The sequence below is a fragment of the Acidianus manzaensis genome (assembly GCF_002116695.1).
GTDB lineage: Archaea > Thermoproteota > Thermoprotei_A > Sulfolobales > Sulfolobaceae > Acidianus > Acidianus manzaensis.
In genome coordinates, this window is the sequence record NZ_CP020477.1 from 468,555 (window position 1) to 486,587 (window position 18,033).

Genomic DNA, 18,033 nt, shown 5'->3' on the forward strand with positions numbered 1-18,033 from the left:
GTTTGTCCATGAAGATATTTAGATATACTGAGAAAAATAACTTACTTTATCCTGATGAAAATGGAAAAATAATAGTTATAATAGATAATTCTATAGTTAGAGCATATAACGAGAATAAAGAAGAAATTATTAACCCAAATTTTTGGCTAGATAAAGAAGATCAAGAAATTATAAGAAGAATAAGATTAATAGAAAGCAAAATACAAAATGATCACATAAGCATAGATCAATGCATAGCCTATTATCCAAAAGAAAGGAAAATCAGACTATATAACCTTCTAGGAAAAATATTCGAGGATTACATCTTTCAATTGCTTCAGAATAGGTATAATGTTGAAAGAAATAGAGAAATTTTCATAAGTAGTAAATTATTTCCCAATTCTCATAATAGACCAGATTTTATTATAGAAAATAAGCTAGCAATAGAAGCTAAAATTAAGGAAAATGGATATCAGCAAACTTTAGAATATTCCAAATATTTCAAATTTGGAGCAATAGTATTTCCATTTTCTGGAATTTGCAAACCACCATTATTCTGGTCATGCATATATAATACTGTTATAGATCCAAAAAGATTGTTTTCTTGGATAGATATTTACTTAAAGAAGTAAATATATTAGACATAATAGACGAATTTTTTAACTTCACTAAGTAATATGGAGTATGGAAATAGGAACACCATTATTGGGAGACGCAAAAAAAATTCTACTTTTAGGAAGTGGGGAGCTAGGAAAAGAAATGGCAATAGAAGCTCAAAGAATGGGATTAGAAGTAATAGCTGTAGATAGATATGATATGGCTCCTGCTATGCATGTAGCAAGCAGAAAATACGTAGTAGATATGATGGACGGACCAGCAATATCATCAATAATAAAAAGAGAAAATCCTGATGCAGTAATAGCAGAAATAGAAGCTATAAACACTGATGCCTTAGTTGACTTAGAAGATAGCGGATATAGAATAATTCCCAATGCTAATGCAGTAAAAACTTGCATGAACAGAATAGAACTAAGAAGGCTAGCTGCAGAAAAAGTAAAAGTCCCCACAAGCAATTACGCTTTCGCTGAAAGTGCTGAAGAAGTAAAAGAAGCATGCAAAGACATAGGCTATCCATGTCTGATAAAGCCAGAAATGAGTTCTAGCGGCCATGGCCATGTTCTCATTAATAACGAAAATGAAGTAGAAAATGCATATAAAGAATCTATATCTCACGCTAGAGGAAAAGGAAAAAGGGTTATTGTAGAGGAATACCTAAAAATAGATACTGAACTAACTATTCTAACTTACAGATATAGTACTGGAAATGGAATTACTACTTCTACATTTCAACCGGTAGAGCATCAGAGACCAAGTTATTACTATGTAGAGTCTTGGCAACCGTCCTCATTGCCAGACGATGTAATAAGTAAAGCAAAGGAATATGCTATTAGAGTAGTAGAAGAATTAGGAGGATTAGGAATTTTTGGAGTAGAAATAATAAAATCAGGTAACAGAATATTATTTAGTGAAGTGTCTCCAAGACCTCATGACACTGGAATGGTAACTATGGCTAGCCAAGATATAAGTGAGTTCCAGGTTCACATAAGAAGTGCTATAGGTTTACCAACGCCAGAAGTTAAATTAGTAAGTCCTGCTGCATCTCATGTGATTTTAGCTGAAAGAGAAATGTGGAATCCAAAATATATTAATATTGATAAGGCGTTACAGATTCCAGGAGTTCAAATAAGACTTTTTGGAAAGCCATATGCATATGAGAAGAGAAGGATGGGAGTAGTATTAGCCACTGGAAATACAATAGAAGAGGCAAAGGAGAAAGTAAGAAAAGCATCCTCTCTAATTTTAATATCTCAATAATATTTAATTCAAATTATGGATTTGTTTTATTTTTTCTACTACATCTCTTACTTTATTCATTACAAAATTTGTTGATGATGTGTAGCAACAATCGTGAAGTATATCAATATCAGAAGAGTAAATTCCAGAAATTTCTGCTGTGGAAATCGTCCAAATTCGTGCTGTAGAATCATAATTATATCCACCGCCTCCCAGTAGTATTATTTTAGAATTTTGTATAGCATTTAGAATTTCTTGAATTACATTATAGTATCCTTTTGTACTTAGTTTTAATTCTACTAGTGGATCTCCGAAATGTGAATCTCCTCCGTCTACAATAATAGTTAGTTCTGGTTTAAACTTTAATAATTTTTTCACTGCAGTTTCTTTAAAAGCATAGATATATGCGTCATCAGCAGTACCTGGAGGTAATGGAACATTAAGTGTTAGTCCCTTGCCATTACCTTCTCCTATTTCATCATAATTACCTGTACCTGGGAAGAAATTTTTATGGTACATATGTAGTGAAATCTTCAATACTCTATTATCGTCATATAATATCTCTTGAGTACCGTCTGCGTGATGACCATCTATATCTACTATTGCTATTTTGTATTTCTTTTCTGCTAACTTTGCTATAAGTGCTACATCATTAAAAACGCAAAAACCTTCAGCTGATGATCTTTTCGCATGATGAAATCCCCCACCTATATTTATAGCAACATCGTACCCAGATTCTATCATTTCTAGCGCTTTAACACTTCCTCCTACTCTAATTTTTGCAGCTTCATAAATTCCCTTAAATGCAGGAGTATCGCCATCGTCTAGATATCCAGTACCTTTTTGGCTCATTTCTTTTACAAATTTTATATATTTTTTATCATGAATTTTTTCTAATTCTTCATCTTCTATAGGTTTAGGAGTTACTATGTCTATATAATGGAAAAATCCTCTTTCTTCCATTAACTTTTTAGCCATGCTTTCTCTTAAAGATTTAAAAGGATGATCGGCAGGAAATGAGTAATCCAAGTAATTGTCATGCCAGATAAATACGGATTTCTTAGCCAATAGTTATCCATAGAAGTTTTATTTTTCTCATTATAAAAGATTATACGTGAGAACTTGAGTACAGAAGAAATCGCGATAGAACCAAAAGTTATAGCTAATCCAGATTCTAGACTGGGTGAAATATTAGCTAAAATGAAAGAAGAGAATCAATGGGTAGTACCAGTTGTATTACATAAAAAAGTAGTTGGACTTTTATCATATAAGGATTTACTAAAAAGACGCGTTAGTCCAGATTCTAAAGTACTTAGCTTATCTTCTCCATCAATTTCCATCCAAGAAGGGGAAGATTTTGGAAAGGTTATTGCAAAATTCTATACTACTAAAGCTAGAGCTATACCATTAGTAAACAAAAATAAGGAATTAATTGGATTAATAACTAGAGAAACAGTATTAAAATATCTATTAGACACTAATCAACTTGGAGATAATAAGGCTAGAGAATACATGAGCTCTCCAGTAATATCAGTAGGACCTGAAGAATCTATAGCTAGAGTTAGATGGCTAATGATAAGAGATAATATTAGTAGAATACCTATTATTGACAACAAGAAACTTGAAGGAATAATAAGTTCTAGAGATATAGTTAATGCATTATATTCAATTAACGAGAGAAAAAGATCTTCAATACTTACCGAAGAAGAGAGAATAATGGCTATGCCAGTGAAGGAATTAATGTCTAGTCCAGTGATTTCTGTTAATGGTTCAGATAATGTAAAATCAGTTGCTCAATTATTGTTAAAGAAAGGTATTTCAGGTGCTCCAGTAATTGAAGGTGACTACGTAGCGGGCATAATTAGTGGAATAGACATTATAAAATCTTTAGAAAGCAAATACAATTTAACAATGCCAATAGAGGCAAAATTAACATCTGATCTTAAAAAAGAAGAAATAAAAGCTGAAATAGATGCTGTCTTAGAAAGATATTTGGGTAAGCTCCAAAAAATAACTGATATTATAGATTTTAAGGTATCGTTTAAGGAGACGGCAAAGAGTAGTGAAGGAAAAACTCTATATAAGACAACAATTACCGCATCAACTAAACAAGGAAATTTTGTAGCGAGTGAAACTGATTGGGATCCAATAGTAGCAGTAAAGAAGGCAGTAGAAAAAATAGAGAATAATATTATAAAAAAGGTAAAAAAGCTTGAAAATAAGAAAGTGAGTAAGGAAGAAGAATGAAAATAGCGATAGTACAGCCGTCTAATGCAAAAAAAGCTTTAGAGTTGACTGAAAAATCTCTAAAGGAAGGTGCACAATTAGTATTATTACCTGAAAAATGGATTAATTCGCTAGATGAAATGCCATTACAAGAATTTCAGCGATTAGCAATAAGGTACACTAGTTACATAATTCCAGGAGCTGTTGAGGATGGTGTTTCTATAGTTTCTCCCATAATAGATTCTAAAGGAAATGTTAAGGGAATAGCTAAGAAAATACATCTTTTTGGAAAGGAAAAAGGAAAATACTTACCCGGAGATAAAGCAGTTCTTTTTTCTTTTGGAGGCATAAAATTTGGTATATCAATTTGTTATGACGCAGATTTTCCTGAAGTAGTAAGAAGTATGGCAATTAAGGGAATGGAAATTTTGCTAGTTCCATCAAAAATAAATTTTAAAGGAATAAATTTATGGAAAGAATATTTAAGAGTAAGAAGCCTTGAGAATAGAATAGCTGTAATAAATGCTAATGCTTACAATCCTCCAAATTATTTAGGTAATAGTATAGCAATTGTTCCAGTTAAAAATGGAGAGATAGTAGATTTAATGAATGTAGCGGAACTAGGAGAAGAAGAAAATTATGCTATAGCAGAAATTAATCCTTTAGATTATTTTAACTTAAGATTAGAACGCCTTAAGGAAATAATTAACTTTAATGTAGAAGAAATCTGAAGCAAAATTTTATTAAGATAAGACATAGAAAAAATTGAATGAACCCAGTATCGTTATCTATCCTTAGAAAAGTACCTTCAATAACAAAAATCGTTGAAGAAGCAGAAAAATTTTCAGAAGAAAATAAACTCGTTCCACTTCTCACGTTTTATCTTGAAGATGAATTATTAAATAACTTAGTTAAAACTCTAGACAATAAATTTTCTAATACATTTAAAGAATACGGTTATGATAAAACTGTCTTCATAAAAAAACTTTACAACAATTAAACGATTCTAGCCCAAGCGTTCAAGAATTCCCCTATTATCTCATCCCAATAGGAAATATAAATAGAATAAAAATAACAGATAATGATAAAGTACCTCCTAAGGCAATGCCAATTGAAGGTATTTTTAGAGTTTCTTTTGTACCTTATCATTCATTAAAAGAATTAGATAATGCAATAAGCAAACAAGGAGAAGACGATATCTTGATTGAATATAAAAATGGAAAACAAATCAGTTTTGAGAAAAAAAGAAATATATTTATGGATTCTAGGTCTGTAGAGAAGATTCAAGACTCCATATTTTCTGCAAATCTAGTTCCAAGTATTGATTTGATGCTATTAGTTTCAATATTAGCAAATAATGTTAAACCATTTGAAAACGAAATAATTATTAGTAGAAGCGAAAATAAAGATAGTTTTAATTTTGAGATAATAAAAGGGAAAGCTACAGAAGATGATGTAATTTCAGGCAATACACTACTGTTAAAAGAAAAAGCAAGTATATATTACGATTATAAAAAGAAAGCTATACCGAAAAACGAAATAATAAAAGGAATAACTTGGAAAATATCTCAATAACCAAATAGATGAAATATAGCTCCTATTCCATGTGTTACTAATGCAGCACCTATTGCTAAAGCTGTCATAATTAATCCCTTTTTTAATGGATTGTAATTACTTAATAGACCAATAATACTACCGACTATTAAGGTAGAAATTCCAGTAATTACATATGATGTTATTAATCCAAATATTCCTCCAATTCCTATTAGAAAAGGAAGTATAGGAATTATAGCACCAAGAATATAGGAAATCGCTGTAATTTTAACGCTTTCTCCGCTCTCATTTTTTTCTTCGTTTATACTACTTATATTATTTTTAATTTTATTCTTTTTAATATCCTCTTCAGAACTAGAAGATAGATAAGCTCCAATACTCATTGAAATCATACCTGATATTCCAATAATTAATCCACCTAATGCGACAAGGAAAGGAGTATTTAATACGCTATCCAAACCTGAGACACCAGCTAATACTTCTATTAATCCATCACTTACAGCATATATTGCATCCCTAATTCTTTCTGCATTTATTTGACTTTGAGTTAAAACTTCCTCGTGAACTAGTTCTTGGTTCATAATATCTAATAATTTTTGCTTTTCTGTATCGTTAAATTCTTCATTTTTAGATAATTCATAATATTTCTGAGCATCATTTATTTCTCCTAGTTCTGCTAACTTTATTGTTAGCGGAAGACCTAATATTTTTCTAAATATCTTTAAAAAGAATAGCTTAATCTTATCAAAAAATCCTAAATTATCTAGCAAAATGCCCCTAGATTCAGCTACATTCTTCCAAAATTCTGCGTGAGATCTTTCTCCTTCTGCTAATTCAATTAACACTTCTTTTACTTTTTGGTTCCTTTCCATTTTAGCTAAATCTGAATATAGAGAATAATCGAAAATCTCAGATTTATAATTCTTTCTAATAATATCACTCATAATATCATCTTATACTTCTTCCTATTTAAAAGTTATTCTAAATTAGATAATCTTACTTTTTGAAACGTTGAAGGCAGATTATCTAAATCTTTAGTTGACGCTATTAATACACAACACCATTTTTCGTAACTCCAAGGATCTTGATCTTTTAGGATATAATACTTAAAACGATTAGGAGATGCATTTTCTAACATAGCATAATCTTTTTCGTTATTAATTACTACATAGACATTATCTGAATGTATTTCTTTCCCATTTATATACCATATCACATCTCTTTTCTTAATGGAATCCCAATTTTCCTTTGGATCAACAAGCTTCATACCTGATGGGGTAGATCCATATATCTCTTTAATTTCCTTTATGATCATTTCTCCAGAATTTTTTACTATAAAAACTACATCTCCTTTTGGATAATAAAAATAAGTTTTATCTCCTGCCTGACCTAATAATATAACAAAAATTTCATCTCCTAAATATTTCAAAAAGTACTCTTCTGACATATTTCATAATTATAAGCCAACTTTTATATTTCTACTCTATCGAGATATATTATTGTCTCTATTGACTTATAAATAGTCTTCATTGAATACTCTAGACATGATAATAACAGTAATTAATCAGAAAGGTGGTGTAGGAAAAACCACCACAGCAGTTAATCTGGCTTATGTATTATCAAAAACTAAAAATACTGCCTTACTTGACCTAGATCCAGAAGGAGGAACTACAACATCTTTTGGTATGAAAAGAGATAAAAAGGAATATCCATTAGGAGGAAAAAGTGTAAATATATTCAACGTTGAAGTATTTCCTGCTCATTTAGGTTTACTAAAATTAGAATTAAACGGAGAAGTAGATGAAGTAGTAAAGTCAATAAAAGATGTTTCTAATAATTTTGACATTTTAGTTATCGATACACCTCCAAATTTAGGAACTTTAGCAGTATCATCAATGATAGCAGCAGATAAAATAATATCCCCAGTAACCCCACAACCACTAGCTATAGAAGCAGCTAAAAATCTAGATGGTAGACTACAAAGTATAGGGAAAAAAGCAATAGGATTTACTAATCTTTCTAATAAATCAATTTCCATAGATCTTTCGTCAGTAAGTTTTACAAATATTCATATTCCTCAGTCTAGACTATTTGTAGAAGCTTCTAGACTAGGAGTTCCAGCGATTAGATATGAAGAGATTAGACTGAAGAAACCAAAGTTATCACGCTTCTTTGAAGAGTTAGCAAAGGTGACTCTAGAGTGAGTGAACTAGACTTCTTACTTAACAGAAAGAAGAATCTAGAAAAGAAAGATAAGAAGGAGGAGTCTAGAGAAGAGACTAAAACGAATACAGAAGAAAAAATACAGAATACCCAAGAACAAATAGAAAAGAGTGAAGAAAGAAAGACTGAAGAAACCAAAATTCAGAATATAGATAGCATAGAGAATAGTTCAAACTCCATAGTTATGAAAGAAGAAAGCGCAGAGAATAATCAATATTCTAGAGAAGAGAAGACAGAAAACAGTAGAGTAGAGAATGCAGAGGATAGAGAAGATAATGTAGAAAGTATAATGAAGACTTTTCTAAATAAAGATCCTAAGATAGGAGTATGGAGTTATCCTTCATTTTTAGTACTTCAGTACTTATATAACACTAAACCCGGCTTCAAAATGAGTAAGGTTGCAAAAGATGCTCTAGAGTATGGACTGAAGCGTATGTATCCAGAACTTTTTGATAAAGCTGAAAAAATATCTCAATCTAAAATCAGGTAATATCCTAATAAGACTTTCTTGCATAACTTTTGACAAAGTATATAGTTTCTCATAAGATTTTACCAAGTAGAGTTTGCCAGTAGAGATTACCAAATATTTTCTTTGTAGTAAAGAATATTGATGAAGGACCTAAAGCGAAACTTTTAGAATAGTTCATATAGATAAATGAACCTATGTCGAATCCGTTATATACTGCACACATTGCATCACCTTTAAATTTTAATTTCTCATATCCAAAGATGGAATTAATTATTGTTTTAGTAACATAGTTTGCTTCAAAGTGAGCTAGACTTCCGGTCTTAGGTGGTATTAATATATTAGTTATGTCACCTATTGCAAATACATTATCATAATTATTATAGCGTAAAGTTTCTTTATCTACTGAAATTAAATTCGTCTTATTATCTACTAAGTTGGAAAACTCTTCTCCTGCAAATATAGGAGTGTCTATTAACCCTAGATCGTAGTTTATTTTGTCTCCAGCCTCTGATTCTATTATCTTATTTTTATTATCTATGTTAGTTATTTTAAATCCTCTAATTACTTTTACACCTAATTCTTTGGCCCTTTTGCCTAAGATTTCTGCCATAGGTTTTTGAATCTCTGGAGGTTGAGAGACTGGATTGACTAAAGTTACTTCAGCAGTAGGATATTTCTGTTTCAACAGAAAACTTAACTCAAATGGAGCTGCAGGACATTTTATAGTCCCAAAGTATCCTACTACTATTCTTTTCCCATTAAAGTTCGAAACTAAATTTCTCATTTCCTTAGCTCCTTCAATATTGTGCCAAGATGGAAATCCTTCAATTTTTTTATTTTTTACTCCTGCAGCTATTACTAGATAATCATACTCTATTTTATTACCATTATTTAAAAATACTTGATGATTTTCTACATCAACTTTAGATACAGAAGCTTTTATCCACTTATCATCTAATAATTCTGAATTATGTTTTACAAACTTATTTTCCTCATCTAAGCCTACTGCTATATCTATTGTAGCTGGCTGATAATAGTGATATTCCGATGGCTCAATAACTTTTACTTCGACTTCTTTATATTTGGACAATTTATTAGCTACTATTGTTCCAGCATTGCCTCCGCCTATTATAATAACTTTGTTAGTCATAGCTAAAGATCTATTTTTCCACTATTTAAGGGTGACCCAAAAAATTTTTCTTAATTAAATAAAGTTTATTATAAAAATAGATTGATGTCTTGCTAACAAGAATTAAAATTATAAATAACGTTGCTTTTTCTTAAATTATGAAGATTAATTTAGAAAGGCTTAGAAAAGGAACATTAAAAATGCTAATCCTTGAGGCTCTTGATAAAAAGCCTATGTACGCTTATGAAATTATAAAAAGTATAGAAGCAAAGTTTAATGGCATTTATAAGCCATCGCCTGGTTCTATTTACCCAGTACTTAAACAATTAGTAACAAATAATTTAGTTTCTATTGAAGAGAAAGATAATAAAAAAATATATTGTATAACTGATAAGGGAAAGGATACGCTCAAAAATATGAAAACTGAGGTAAAAACTATTTTTAGCAGTAAAAATCATTATAGAAAACTCGTTTCTGAGCTCTTTGATTTAGGTCTAATATTATATAGCTATAAGGATAGTTTAAATGAAGAAAATTTTAATAAAATTCAGTCTATACTCGAGAGATGCAGGAGTGAAATAGAGAAGACTCTAGATGAAGCTAAGCAGTCCTAGAGAAATCTTTGCCACTTCCATTGGTTCTTTAGCTAAAACAAATATAGTAGGTTCTTTTCCATAATCACCTAAATCAACTATAAATGTAGGAATCTTACCTAATTTTCTATAGGCAGACTCTACCATAAAATTCATAGTATGCCTTTCTTTTTCTCTAGACTCTTCTGGCTCTAGTTTCCTATTAAATATATAGATATTATTTGGGTCAATTTTATTTAGCGTATTTACTATTTTTTCATAATATTTTATATCTATTGCACTACGTATATCTTGATTATATTTCATTGCTGTCAAAATTACTCTAGAAATATGATCTGACGCTCCAAACGCTGGAGGAAAGCAATATACTACTTTATTAAATGCTACAGTTAATCTACCAGGTATTGCAGCAACATCATTTTGAGATTCTGCATTAGGTAAAGCATAACCAAAATTTGTTCTTATTTCTGGAATAAGCAGATAAGATCTATCATTTGAAACAAAATAATCCGTAGCTTCCTTCAATTTAACTAAAATTTCGCTTCTTTCTTCCATAGTTACTTGTAATATCAGAAAATGATATAAATTTACAGCTTATCACTTATGCAGCTAACGGCAAGGCATTCAGTCTTCACTTTTAATAAGATTTACATTGTATAGAACAAGAAATATCTAGAATATAGAGTATAGAATGAAGAATAATAGTTCATATTATTATAGTTAATATGACTATTCATACTAATCTAAGGACATAGTAGTAATTTGTTAGTAAATAATTAGATGTTAACTCTAGTAAAATTAAAAGCAATATTTCTTACTTAAGATTATAAAAGTGCTATTATTAATTCTCCAAATACTATAGAGAAAAGACCGGAAAGAAATATACCATCAAAACTTCCCATTCCTCCTATACTAACTATTTGGGGAGATGCTTTTATGATATTATTTAAATTTAAAATATCCGCTCCCACTAGAGTACCTATTACACTGCTTATATATGCAGCAACTGGTACTAGTTGAGGGTAATGGAAAAAGAGTATGTAACTAAAAATTACTGCAAAAATTGGAGGAATAAACGGATGCATAACAACTCCAACTCCGTCCACAACTCTAGAGAATAACTTAGAAATCAGTATAAGCAATATTATATCTACTATTGTAAGAAAAATATACTTAAAAGTCAAAAATAATAATGTAATAGAAAGTAATAATGGAATAATAGCTCCTCCAAAGTTTATAGCTATAAGGGTAGTAAGATAATCTTGAGAGAGTTTAGGTACATAAAAAGGAATACCGAAAACATAGATTACATCATATCTAGGAACTAAAGCTTCTCTCTTAATTTCTTTTACAACTAAATTTACTGGACTTAAAGCAAAACTAAGAATAGATATTTCAAAAGCTAAAATGTAACTAAGTTTTCTACTTATTCCTATAAAAAGTAAAACGTCTTTAAAATAACCTATAGAGATGATCATTAGAAATAGAGCTAATAGGACATATATTGGAAACATTATACCCCTATATTGGGAGAGTATTACTATTCTTTTCAAAATTTCCCCTCTTACATTGATTTATAGCAGTTATTATATCCTCTTCTGTGTTAACATTTATTATTTCTTTTCTAGACTCTATATTTGAATAGTCATTAATATTTAATGACTGCCAAAAACTAATTCCTACATATTTTGATTTAGTAATAAGATTACATATTGCTGATTTACATGAAAAAATAAGATAAAGCAAATCCTCTAAAGAAACAAAAGGAGTATCTGAAGGTAATACTATTACAGGAAATCCCACTCTTCTAACAGCTTCTAAAATATCATACTCATAACCGATACCTGATGTAAATACGAAATTTCTTTCACTAAAGAATTTGTACAAAATAGGGAGCAAATTATGAATTCTTAATGTTGCAATATAAATATTCCGCTCATATACTATTTGTCTGATCGTATCATATATCCATAAAATCATAGGTTTACCGCATATATTTATTACTGGCTTATAGGATGTGCCTAGCCTACTTCCTTTACCTCCAGCCATTATAATTGCTCTCAAATTCAACAAGTTCTTCCCTAAAGTCATCCCTATATGTTCCAACTCCTTCAACTTGCAATTCTGGTTCCCCTTTTATTAATCTTCCTACAACACGCGCCTCATTAACTCTCTTTAATATTTCTTCTGGATGTCTAGTTATAACTACAAAAGAACCTGAAGAAACTAAGGTGAATGGATTTATCTTAAGCCTTCTAGTAATGATTTCTGTTTCCTCTCTTATTGGAAATAAATTAGGATTAACCTTAGCCTTTAATCCAGATAACTTAGAAATTTCTAATATCGCTTGATAAACCCCACCTTCTGTAGCATCGTGCATTCCTATCGCAAAATCTGAAACTAATAATGCTTTATCTTGGATTATTATATCATTTTTAAATTTTTGTGCATTTTCAATCATATTCTTTTCAATTCCTTCTTTTAGCAATAAATCTGAAAATTCAGAAGCTAATATCCATGTTCCTTCAATACCTATACTGCCTACTACTACTATATAATCTCCATCGTTAGCATTTTTAGCTGAGATTACTTTATTTGTAGTGGAAAAAGCAGTAGTAACTACAATATCTCTTGGTAGATCTTTTACTACTTCAGTATGACCTCCAATTACTGAACAGCCTATTCTTTCACATGCATAGTTAATTCCTGAGATAATTTTATCTAGACTATTCTTTGAAGACAGAAGAAGAGTACTTAAAATCCATTTACACTTAACTCCTTTCATATTGATATCGTTACAAGCAACAGCAACTGATAAAAATCCAGGATCTATTGATGATTCGGTTATAGGATCTGAATGAGTTACAATATATTGATCATTTGTCTTAACTATTCCTGCATCTTCGCCTATTGAAGGACATATCTCACAATTGCCAGATTTTATTTTATATAAAAAATCTCTTATTGGAATCTTACCAAAAGACACATTAACCAATTCTTCTCAAAGTAAATAAATTATGATTACGATTAAAGTTAAAGACTTATGGAAATCTTACGGAAAAAAGGATATATTGAAAGGCATATCTTTTGAAGTAAATGAAGGAGAAATCTTTTCCTTACTTGGACCTAACGGAGCAGGAAAAACTACAACTGTAAAAGTATTATCATGCATGATATCTCCTAGTAAAGGAGAAGTAGAAGTTTTAGGATATAAAATTCCAAAAGAATGTTCTAACGTAAGAAAAATCGTAGGAATAGTCCCTCAAGAATTTCAAGGTTTCTCTGATTTAACAGTAAGAGACAATATAGCATATTTTTCCAAACTATATGGAGGAAATGAAAACCAAATTGATGAGATAATAGAAAAATTAGATTTAAAAAATTATGAAAAAGTCAGATACAAAAATTTATCAGGAGGATACAAAAGAAGAGTAGCAATAGCTATAGCTTTAGTAGGTAATCCTAAGATAATATATCTTGACGAACCTACAGTAGGATTAGATCCTAAGTCTAGAAGAAATATATGGGAAATAATGAAAGATTTGAAAAATAAAAATCTCACTGTTTTACTTACAACTCACTATTTAGATGAAGCACAAAAATTATCTGACAAGATAGCAATAGTATATGATGGAAAAATCTTAAGATTAACAACACCAGATGGTTTAATGAAAGAATTTGAAAAATCAAGTCTTGAAGAGGCTTACCTTGCATTATTAGAGACCTTAGGTGAGCAGTAATGCTTAAAAACATATTAGCTACAGCTAAAGCGATAACTAAGGACAATCTAAGTAGTAAAACTACACTATTTTTCGTAATAATCTTTCCTATATTTCTAACGCTCATATTTGCAATAGGTTTCGGAGGAATAAATCACGTGAGTCAAATAGTAATTACTAACCAATATTCATTAGCTAAATATCTAAATTCTTCAGATCTATTTATAGGAATACAAAGCAATATGAGTATTCATGATGCATTACTTCATAATTATATTTATGTAAAAATAACAAATAGATCGACATTTGATATATATTATCCTTCAGGAGAAAGTTATTTGATTCCTTCATTAAAAGCATTAATTAGCTCCTATAATGATAGTAATACATCATACAAATTCAACCTTAATGAAGGAACAGGATTCACATATGTCGAATATATAATATCTGGAATGATAGGAGTTATTGCACTTTCTAATGGAGTATTTGGAGTAACTGGTGTTGCAGCAGGATATTATAGAGATAAATTAGTTGAAAGGCTGGCAGCATCACCATTAAAAAGTTATGAATGGGTAACATCATTAATGATTTATGAAATCATAATAACACTTATATCTATTGCCCCATTATTGCTTTTAGCAGTACTATTTGGATTTATACCAGCAATAGGTGTAGCATTTATTTTATTTCTCATACTAGGTACTTTAATGTTCTCTGGATTAGGGGCTATAATATTTGGTCTAACTCCTAAGGATAAATTGTTTGTAGCTAACGTAGCTGCTAATATATTAGTATTTCCACTAATGTTCTTAAGTAATTCTTTCTTCTATACAAGCTCATTTCCTCCACTAATAAGATCAATTATAGAATATCAGCCAGTATCAGTATTAAATAATGTGATTAGACAAACAATAGTTTATCAACAATTACCACAAATGTGGGAAATAATATATGTGTTAATTTTTATGGTAATAACAATATATTTAGGATCAAAACTACTTAGATTGAGAGAGATTGAGTAGCCAGCTAGGCTGAATTTTCGATAGAAATGCATTAATTCCTTCTCTAGAATCATCACTAGTAACTTGGATACTTAATGTTTTAAATACGTTATCTAATTCCCTTTCTAAATATTTAGAAATATGTCTCTTCATAAGAGCTAATGATGAAGGAGCCATATAATGCATTCTCTCAATTATTTTTTCAGTTTCAAGATCTAATTCATCAGTAGACTTAGTTATCAAACCAATTTTTTCTGCTTCATCAGCACTAATTTCCTCACCTAACATTGCTAGTCTTCTAGTATTTTGTATTCCTATTAGATATGGGCCTAATGTGATTAACACTGGTGGAAATACACCAATTTTACCACCTGGAGCAGCAAATTTCGCATCTCTCTTAGATATTATAAAATCCATAACTAATAACAATTCTAAATGTGCACCATAGGCTATACCTTCAACTTGTGCTATAGTAATTTTATCCAAATTAATTAATCGATTATATATCTCTTTCATATAATTAAAGAAGGAAACTGCAAACTCTCTATCTTTTGATGCTATATTGAGTTCCTTTATATCTGCTCCAGACCCAAAATTAGTCTGACCTTTGATTATAAGAAATCTACAATTCTTCTCTTTTTCTATATCAGCCAAAGTATCTAAAAATTCAGTCATAAACTTTATGTTCATTACATTATATTTTGTATTAGTATTTATAACTAATTTAGCTGTATCTTTTCTAGTAAATTCTACATTAATATACATTAAGCTAATTATATGAATAAGCTTAAAAACAATTATGTTTCTAGCTATTACAGTTCTATATGTATTTTAATAAAAATAGAATATAATTATAGTATAATTAAGTTAAGTAACTTATGCTGATATATCTCAAAAATTTTTAAGTAAGTTTTTATAAATCTTTATAATTCTTCAAAAGAAAATGGTAAATATGTTAATTTAACATACTTAACCATGAGTTCTAAGTCTAATCCTCTTGTAACGCTGGTCAATGCTGTATTTCAACTTGATAAAGATTGGGTAAGCAGAATAACTATGGCTATGATTGTAATGAGCCTAATATGGGGAATACTAGGAATTATAGATGCATTAATGGCAAGAATTCAAGAAGCTTCCTGGGGTTTATCTCAAACTCTAGTAATAACAAGTCAAGAATATTATGGATCAATAACTTTACATGGAGTAAGAGACCTATTTGGATTTGCAGTGCAATTAGAAGTAGCAATATTTATTTTCCTCTCATATAAACTACTTAATTTCCAACCAAGAGCTAAATGGTTCTTAAATATTGGATTCATATTATTTAACATCGCATTTATGCTAATGGAAGGACCAATAGTAGCATTTCCTTCATTTAATGACAACTACTTTGGAGCAACTGGTTGGTACTACATGAATCCGTTGGGAATACCTAACTACTCACAATATGTAGTTAGTCCTTTATGGTTCTTTGGATATGAATTCATGGATATTGGTACTTACATATTTGTAATATGGTTAATTTATCATTACTACTTGGCAACTAAGGGAATGAAAGAAAAATTGCCAATATTTGCAGTATTTGCTTTAATGACTTCATTAATGATAGCATTAGGATGGAGCGGAGAAACTGCAGCAAATACTTGGGATATTCTGGCTTATTACGGATTAGTTGGATTAGATCCAATAGCAAACCAAATAGCATTCTGGATATTAGGACACTCTATAGTATACATAGTATGGATGCCAGCAGTAGCCTCAATGTACTATTTAATTCCTTTACTAGCTGGAAGACCACTATATAGCGATAAAATGGCTAGAATAGCTGCTCTATTATACTTAATATTCTCAAACAACGTACCAATACATCATTTATACATGGTAGATTTACCAGTTTCAGTAAAGATTCTTCAAGAAGTTTTAACATATGCTGTAGTTGTTCCATCAATGTTAACTTTCTTTAATTTATGGGCTACAGTAAAAGGAGCACAATTCAAACCTAATTTAATATCTGTTTGGATTGCTATAAGTTTTGCTGGGGCAATAGGTGCAGGTGTTACTGGAATAGCTAATGCTGATATAGCATTTGATTCGATAATACACAATACTATGTGGGTCCCAGCTCATTTCCATGCTATGATATTCTGGAGTATTGTACCAGCTGGATTTGCTACATTATATTACATGGTTCCAATGTTGACTGGAAGAATGTGGTATTCGACAAAATTAGGATGGATTCATATGATAGGCTACATGATAGGAACAGCTATGGTAGACATCGGATTTATGAATATTGGATTAGCGGGATTAGTAAGAAGAGCTGAAATTTATCCATTAACGCCAACCTATATATCTGGTGAGGTAGTATCAGCTATAGGTGCTGTAATTGCTGATTTTGCTACATTATTGTGGGCTGGTGATCTTGTCTTAACATTATTAAAAGGAAGATCTGCTAACTTAGAAGGAATGTCAGTAAGTAATGTAGTTAGCACAATAGCAATGCAGTTAGGATATGAGGGATTATCTATAGGATCTAGCTTGGAAAAAATACCAAATAGAATATTGAAAATATTAAGGCAACAATAAGTTTTTAATTTATTTATTAAAATTTTTTCCTATTTCTTTAAGTATTTCATTTTCTTCTGGGAATCTTTTAGCTTCATATCTAGAAAAAATTAAATTATCCTCAATATAAACATCAAATATACCATTTTTCCCTTGCACTAACTCTACGCTAATTCCGTCAAAATATGTTAATATAGATCTAGCTAATTCTATTGCTCTATCTAAATAACCACATGGTCTACAATATACTATTTTAATTGATGCCATAAGTGTAAATTGATTTCTAACTTTAATTGATAGTTTATGAAGATTTATTAGCAAATAATATTTAAGTGCAAAATAACAGTATATTGCCATGAAAATAGTCGTAACATACGATAAATCTCAAAATCTTAAGCCATTAGATGAAGCAGAAATTATAGGAGTGATTGACGAAGAGAAAAAGGTAGTAGAACAGTATGAAAACCCAGCATCAGGTGTAAGTAAAGAAGCTACTATGGGTGTGATTCTAGATTTAGGTGCTGATGCTATAGTAGTTAAGAAGCAATTTTTATGCCCTGGATCTTATATGATGTCATACGGAAGAATAAAATATATACCAACTGAATATAATACACTTAGTGAAGTATTAGAGCATTTAGAAGATCTTAAGACTAAAATAGCAGAAGATTTAGACGAAGAAATGTATGCTGAAGCATATCCTGAAGAATAATTTACCTTG

The 18,033-nt window shown here is 30.2% G+C and carries 23 protein-coding genes; 13 read left to right on the forward strand and 10 right to left on the reverse strand.

Annotation, left to right across the window (positions count from 1 at the left end; genetic code table 11):
* The first annotated feature begins 8 nt into the window (after positions 1–8).
* Entirely contained in the window at positions 9–611 is a 603-nt protein-coding gene (locus B6F84_RS02055; protein WP_148690683.1) for a hypothetical protein, read from the forward strand.
* A 52-nt stretch (positions 612–663) separates the two neighbouring features.
* Positions 664–1,854, forward strand: coding sequence for a formate-dependent phosphoribosylglycinamide formyltransferase (gene purT / locus B6F84_RS02060; RefSeq protein ID WP_148690684.1), 1,191 nt, complete (start codon positions 664–666; stop codon positions 1,852–1,854).
* Positions 1,855–1,857: 3 nt separating this feature from the next.
* Here the strand turns inward: purT and B6F84_RS02065 are convergent, their stop codons facing one another.
* Positions 1,858–2,901, reverse strand: a complete 1,044-nt coding sequence (locus tag B6F84_RS02065) for an acetoin utilization protein AcuC (RefSeq protein WP_257788608.1) — start codon at positions 2,899–2,901, stop codon at positions 1,858–1,860.
* 54 nt (positions 2,902–2,955) lie between these two features.
* On the opposite strand from B6F84_RS02065, the gene B6F84_RS02070 reads away from it, so the two are divergent.
* The 4 genes from B6F84_RS02070 (at position 2,956) to B6F84_RS02085 (ending at position 5,634) form a co-directional block, all read left to right on the forward strand.
* Entirely contained in the window at positions 2,956–4,080 is a 1,125-nt protein-coding gene (locus B6F84_RS02070) for a CBS domain-containing protein (protein ID WP_148690686.1), read from the forward strand.
* Positions 4,077–4,790 (forward strand): carbon-nitrogen hydrolase family protein, encoded by a 714-nt coding sequence (locus tag B6F84_RS02075; protein WP_148690687.1) that lies wholly within the window; start codon positions 4,077–4,079, stop codon positions 4,788–4,790. The genes B6F84_RS02070 and B6F84_RS02075 overlap by 4 nt, the downstream gene beginning before the upstream one ends.
* A gap of 38 nt (positions 4,791–4,828) precedes the next feature.
* Positions 4,829–5,059 (forward strand): hypothetical protein, encoded by a 231-nt coding sequence (locus tag B6F84_RS02080; protein ID WP_148690688.1) that lies wholly within the window; start codon positions 4,829–4,831, stop codon positions 5,057–5,059.
* Positions 5,060–5,163: 104 nt separating this feature from the next.
* Positions 5,164–5,634 (forward strand): hypothetical protein, encoded by a 471-nt coding sequence (locus tag B6F84_RS02085; RefSeq protein WP_148690689.1) that lies wholly within the window; start codon positions 5,164–5,166, stop codon positions 5,632–5,634.
* Here the strand turns inward: B6F84_RS02085 and B6F84_RS02090 are convergent.
* Both B6F84_RS02090 and B6F84_RS02095 read right to left on the reverse strand, forming a co-directional pair.
* Positions 5,628–6,557, reverse strand: a complete 930-nt coding sequence (locus B6F84_RS02090) for a VIT1/CCC1 transporter family protein (RefSeq protein WP_148690690.1) — start codon at positions 6,555–6,557, stop codon at positions 5,628–5,630. The two genes, B6F84_RS02085 and B6F84_RS02090, sit on opposite strands and share 7 nt — an antisense overlap.
* A 32-nt stretch (positions 6,558–6,589) precedes the next feature.
* Positions 6,590–7,060 (reverse strand): hypothetical protein, encoded by a 471-nt coding sequence (locus B6F84_RS02095; protein ID WP_148690691.1) that lies wholly within the window; start codon positions 7,058–7,060, stop codon positions 6,590–6,592.
* A gap of 97 nt (positions 7,061–7,157) precedes the next feature.
* Between B6F84_RS02095 and B6F84_RS02100 the strand changes: the two genes are divergently transcribed.
* Both B6F84_RS02100 and B6F84_RS02105 read left to right on the forward strand, forming a co-directional pair.
* Positions 7,158–7,817, forward strand: coding sequence for a ParA family protein (locus B6F84_RS02100; protein WP_148690692.1), 660 nt, complete (start codon positions 7,158–7,160; stop codon positions 7,815–7,817).
* Complete coding sequence (locus tag B6F84_RS02105; RefSeq protein ID WP_148690693.1) at positions 7,814–8,326, forward strand: hypothetical protein; 513 nt, start codon at positions 7,814–7,816, stop codon at positions 8,324–8,326. Before B6F84_RS02100 ends, B6F84_RS02105 begins: the two co-directional genes overlap by 4 nt.
* Before the next feature lie 49 nt (positions 8,327–8,375).
* On the opposite strand, the gene B6F84_RS02110 is transcribed toward B6F84_RS02105, so the two are convergent.
* The gene (locus B6F84_RS02110; protein ID WP_148690694.1) at positions 8,376–9,455 is read right to left on the reverse strand and encodes an NAD(P)/FAD-dependent oxidoreductase; all 1,080 of its coding nucleotides are present in this window, start codon (positions 9,453–9,455) and stop codon (positions 8,376–8,378) included.
* Between the two features lie 137 nt (positions 9,456–9,592).
* Between B6F84_RS02110 and B6F84_RS02115 the strand changes: the two genes are divergently transcribed.
* Entirely contained in the window at positions 9,593–10,048 is a 456-nt protein-coding gene (locus B6F84_RS02115) for a PadR family transcriptional regulator (protein ID WP_148690695.1), read from the forward strand.
* Here B6F84_RS02115 and B6F84_RS02120 read toward each other — a convergent pair.
* The 4 genes from B6F84_RS02120 to B6F84_RS02135 all read right to left on the reverse strand — a co-directional run bounded on the left by B6F84_RS02120 (position 10,025) and on the right by B6F84_RS02135 (position 13,013).
* Positions 10,025–10,582 carry a thiamine-phosphate synthase family protein gene (locus B6F84_RS02120; protein WP_148690696.1) on the reverse strand — a complete coding sequence of 186 codons (558 nt, stop codon included), beginning with the start codon at positions 10,580–10,582 and terminating at the stop codon, positions 10,025–10,027. The genes B6F84_RS02115 and B6F84_RS02120 overlap by 24 nt on opposite strands.
* A 269-nt stretch (positions 10,583–10,851) precedes the next feature.
* The gene (locus B6F84_RS02125) at positions 10,852–11,580 is read right to left on the reverse strand and encodes a DUF1614 domain-containing protein (RefSeq protein WP_338025986.1); all 729 of its coding nucleotides are present in this window, start codon (positions 11,578–11,580) and stop codon (positions 10,852–10,854) included.
* A complete protein-coding gene (locus tag B6F84_RS02130) occupies positions 11,549–12,097 on the reverse strand; it encodes an NTP transferase domain-containing protein (RefSeq protein ID WP_236749011.1) in 549 nt (182 codons plus the stop codon). Before B6F84_RS02130 ends, B6F84_RS02125 begins: the two co-directional genes overlap by 32 nt.
* Positions 12,063–13,013, reverse strand: coding sequence for an AIR synthase related protein (locus B6F84_RS02135; RefSeq protein ID WP_148690698.1), 951 nt, complete (start codon positions 13,011–13,013; stop codon positions 12,063–12,065). The genes B6F84_RS02130 and B6F84_RS02135 overlap by 35 nt, the downstream gene beginning before the upstream one ends.
* Before the next feature lie 31 nt (positions 13,014–13,044).
* Here B6F84_RS02135 and B6F84_RS02140 point away from each other — a divergent pair, with 31 nt between their 5' ends.
* Entirely contained in the window at positions 13,045–13,767 is a 723-nt protein-coding gene (locus tag B6F84_RS02140; RefSeq protein WP_148690699.1) for an ABC transporter ATP-binding protein, read from the forward strand.
* A complete protein-coding gene (locus B6F84_RS02145; RefSeq protein WP_148690700.1) occupies positions 13,767–14,768 on the forward strand; it encodes an ABC transporter permease in 1,002 nt (333 codons plus the stop codon). Before B6F84_RS02140 ends, B6F84_RS02145 begins: the two co-directional genes overlap by 1 nt.
* On the opposite strand, the gene B6F84_RS02150 is transcribed toward B6F84_RS02145, so the two are convergent.
* On the reverse strand, positions 14,742–15,512 hold the full coding sequence (locus B6F84_RS02150; RefSeq protein WP_148690701.1) for an enoyl-CoA hydratase/isomerase family protein: 771 nt from the start codon (positions 15,510–15,512) through the stop codon (positions 14,742–14,744). The genes B6F84_RS02145 and B6F84_RS02150 overlap by 27 nt on opposite strands.
* A 210-nt stretch (positions 15,513–15,722) precedes the next feature.
* Between B6F84_RS02150 and B6F84_RS02155 the strand changes: the two genes are divergently transcribed.
* Entirely contained in the window at positions 15,723–17,333 is a 1,611-nt protein-coding gene (locus tag B6F84_RS02155; protein ID WP_148690702.1) for a cbb3-type cytochrome c oxidase subunit I, read from the forward strand.
* A 9-nt stretch (positions 17,334–17,342) separates the two neighbouring features.
* Here B6F84_RS02155 and B6F84_RS02160 read toward each other — a convergent pair whose 3' ends face one another.
* Complete coding sequence (locus tag B6F84_RS02160; protein ID WP_148690703.1) at positions 17,343–17,579, reverse strand: Rdx family protein; 237 nt, start codon at positions 17,577–17,579, stop codon at positions 17,343–17,345.
* A gap of 88 nt (positions 17,580–17,667) precedes the next feature.
* On the opposite strand from B6F84_RS02160, the gene B6F84_RS02165 reads away from it, so the two are divergent.
* Positions 17,668–18,024 (forward strand): NifB/NifX family molybdenum-iron cluster-binding protein, encoded by a 357-nt coding sequence (locus B6F84_RS02165; protein WP_148690704.1) that lies wholly within the window; start codon positions 17,668–17,670, stop codon positions 18,022–18,024.
* Positions 18,025–18,033 lie beyond the last annotated feature (9 nt).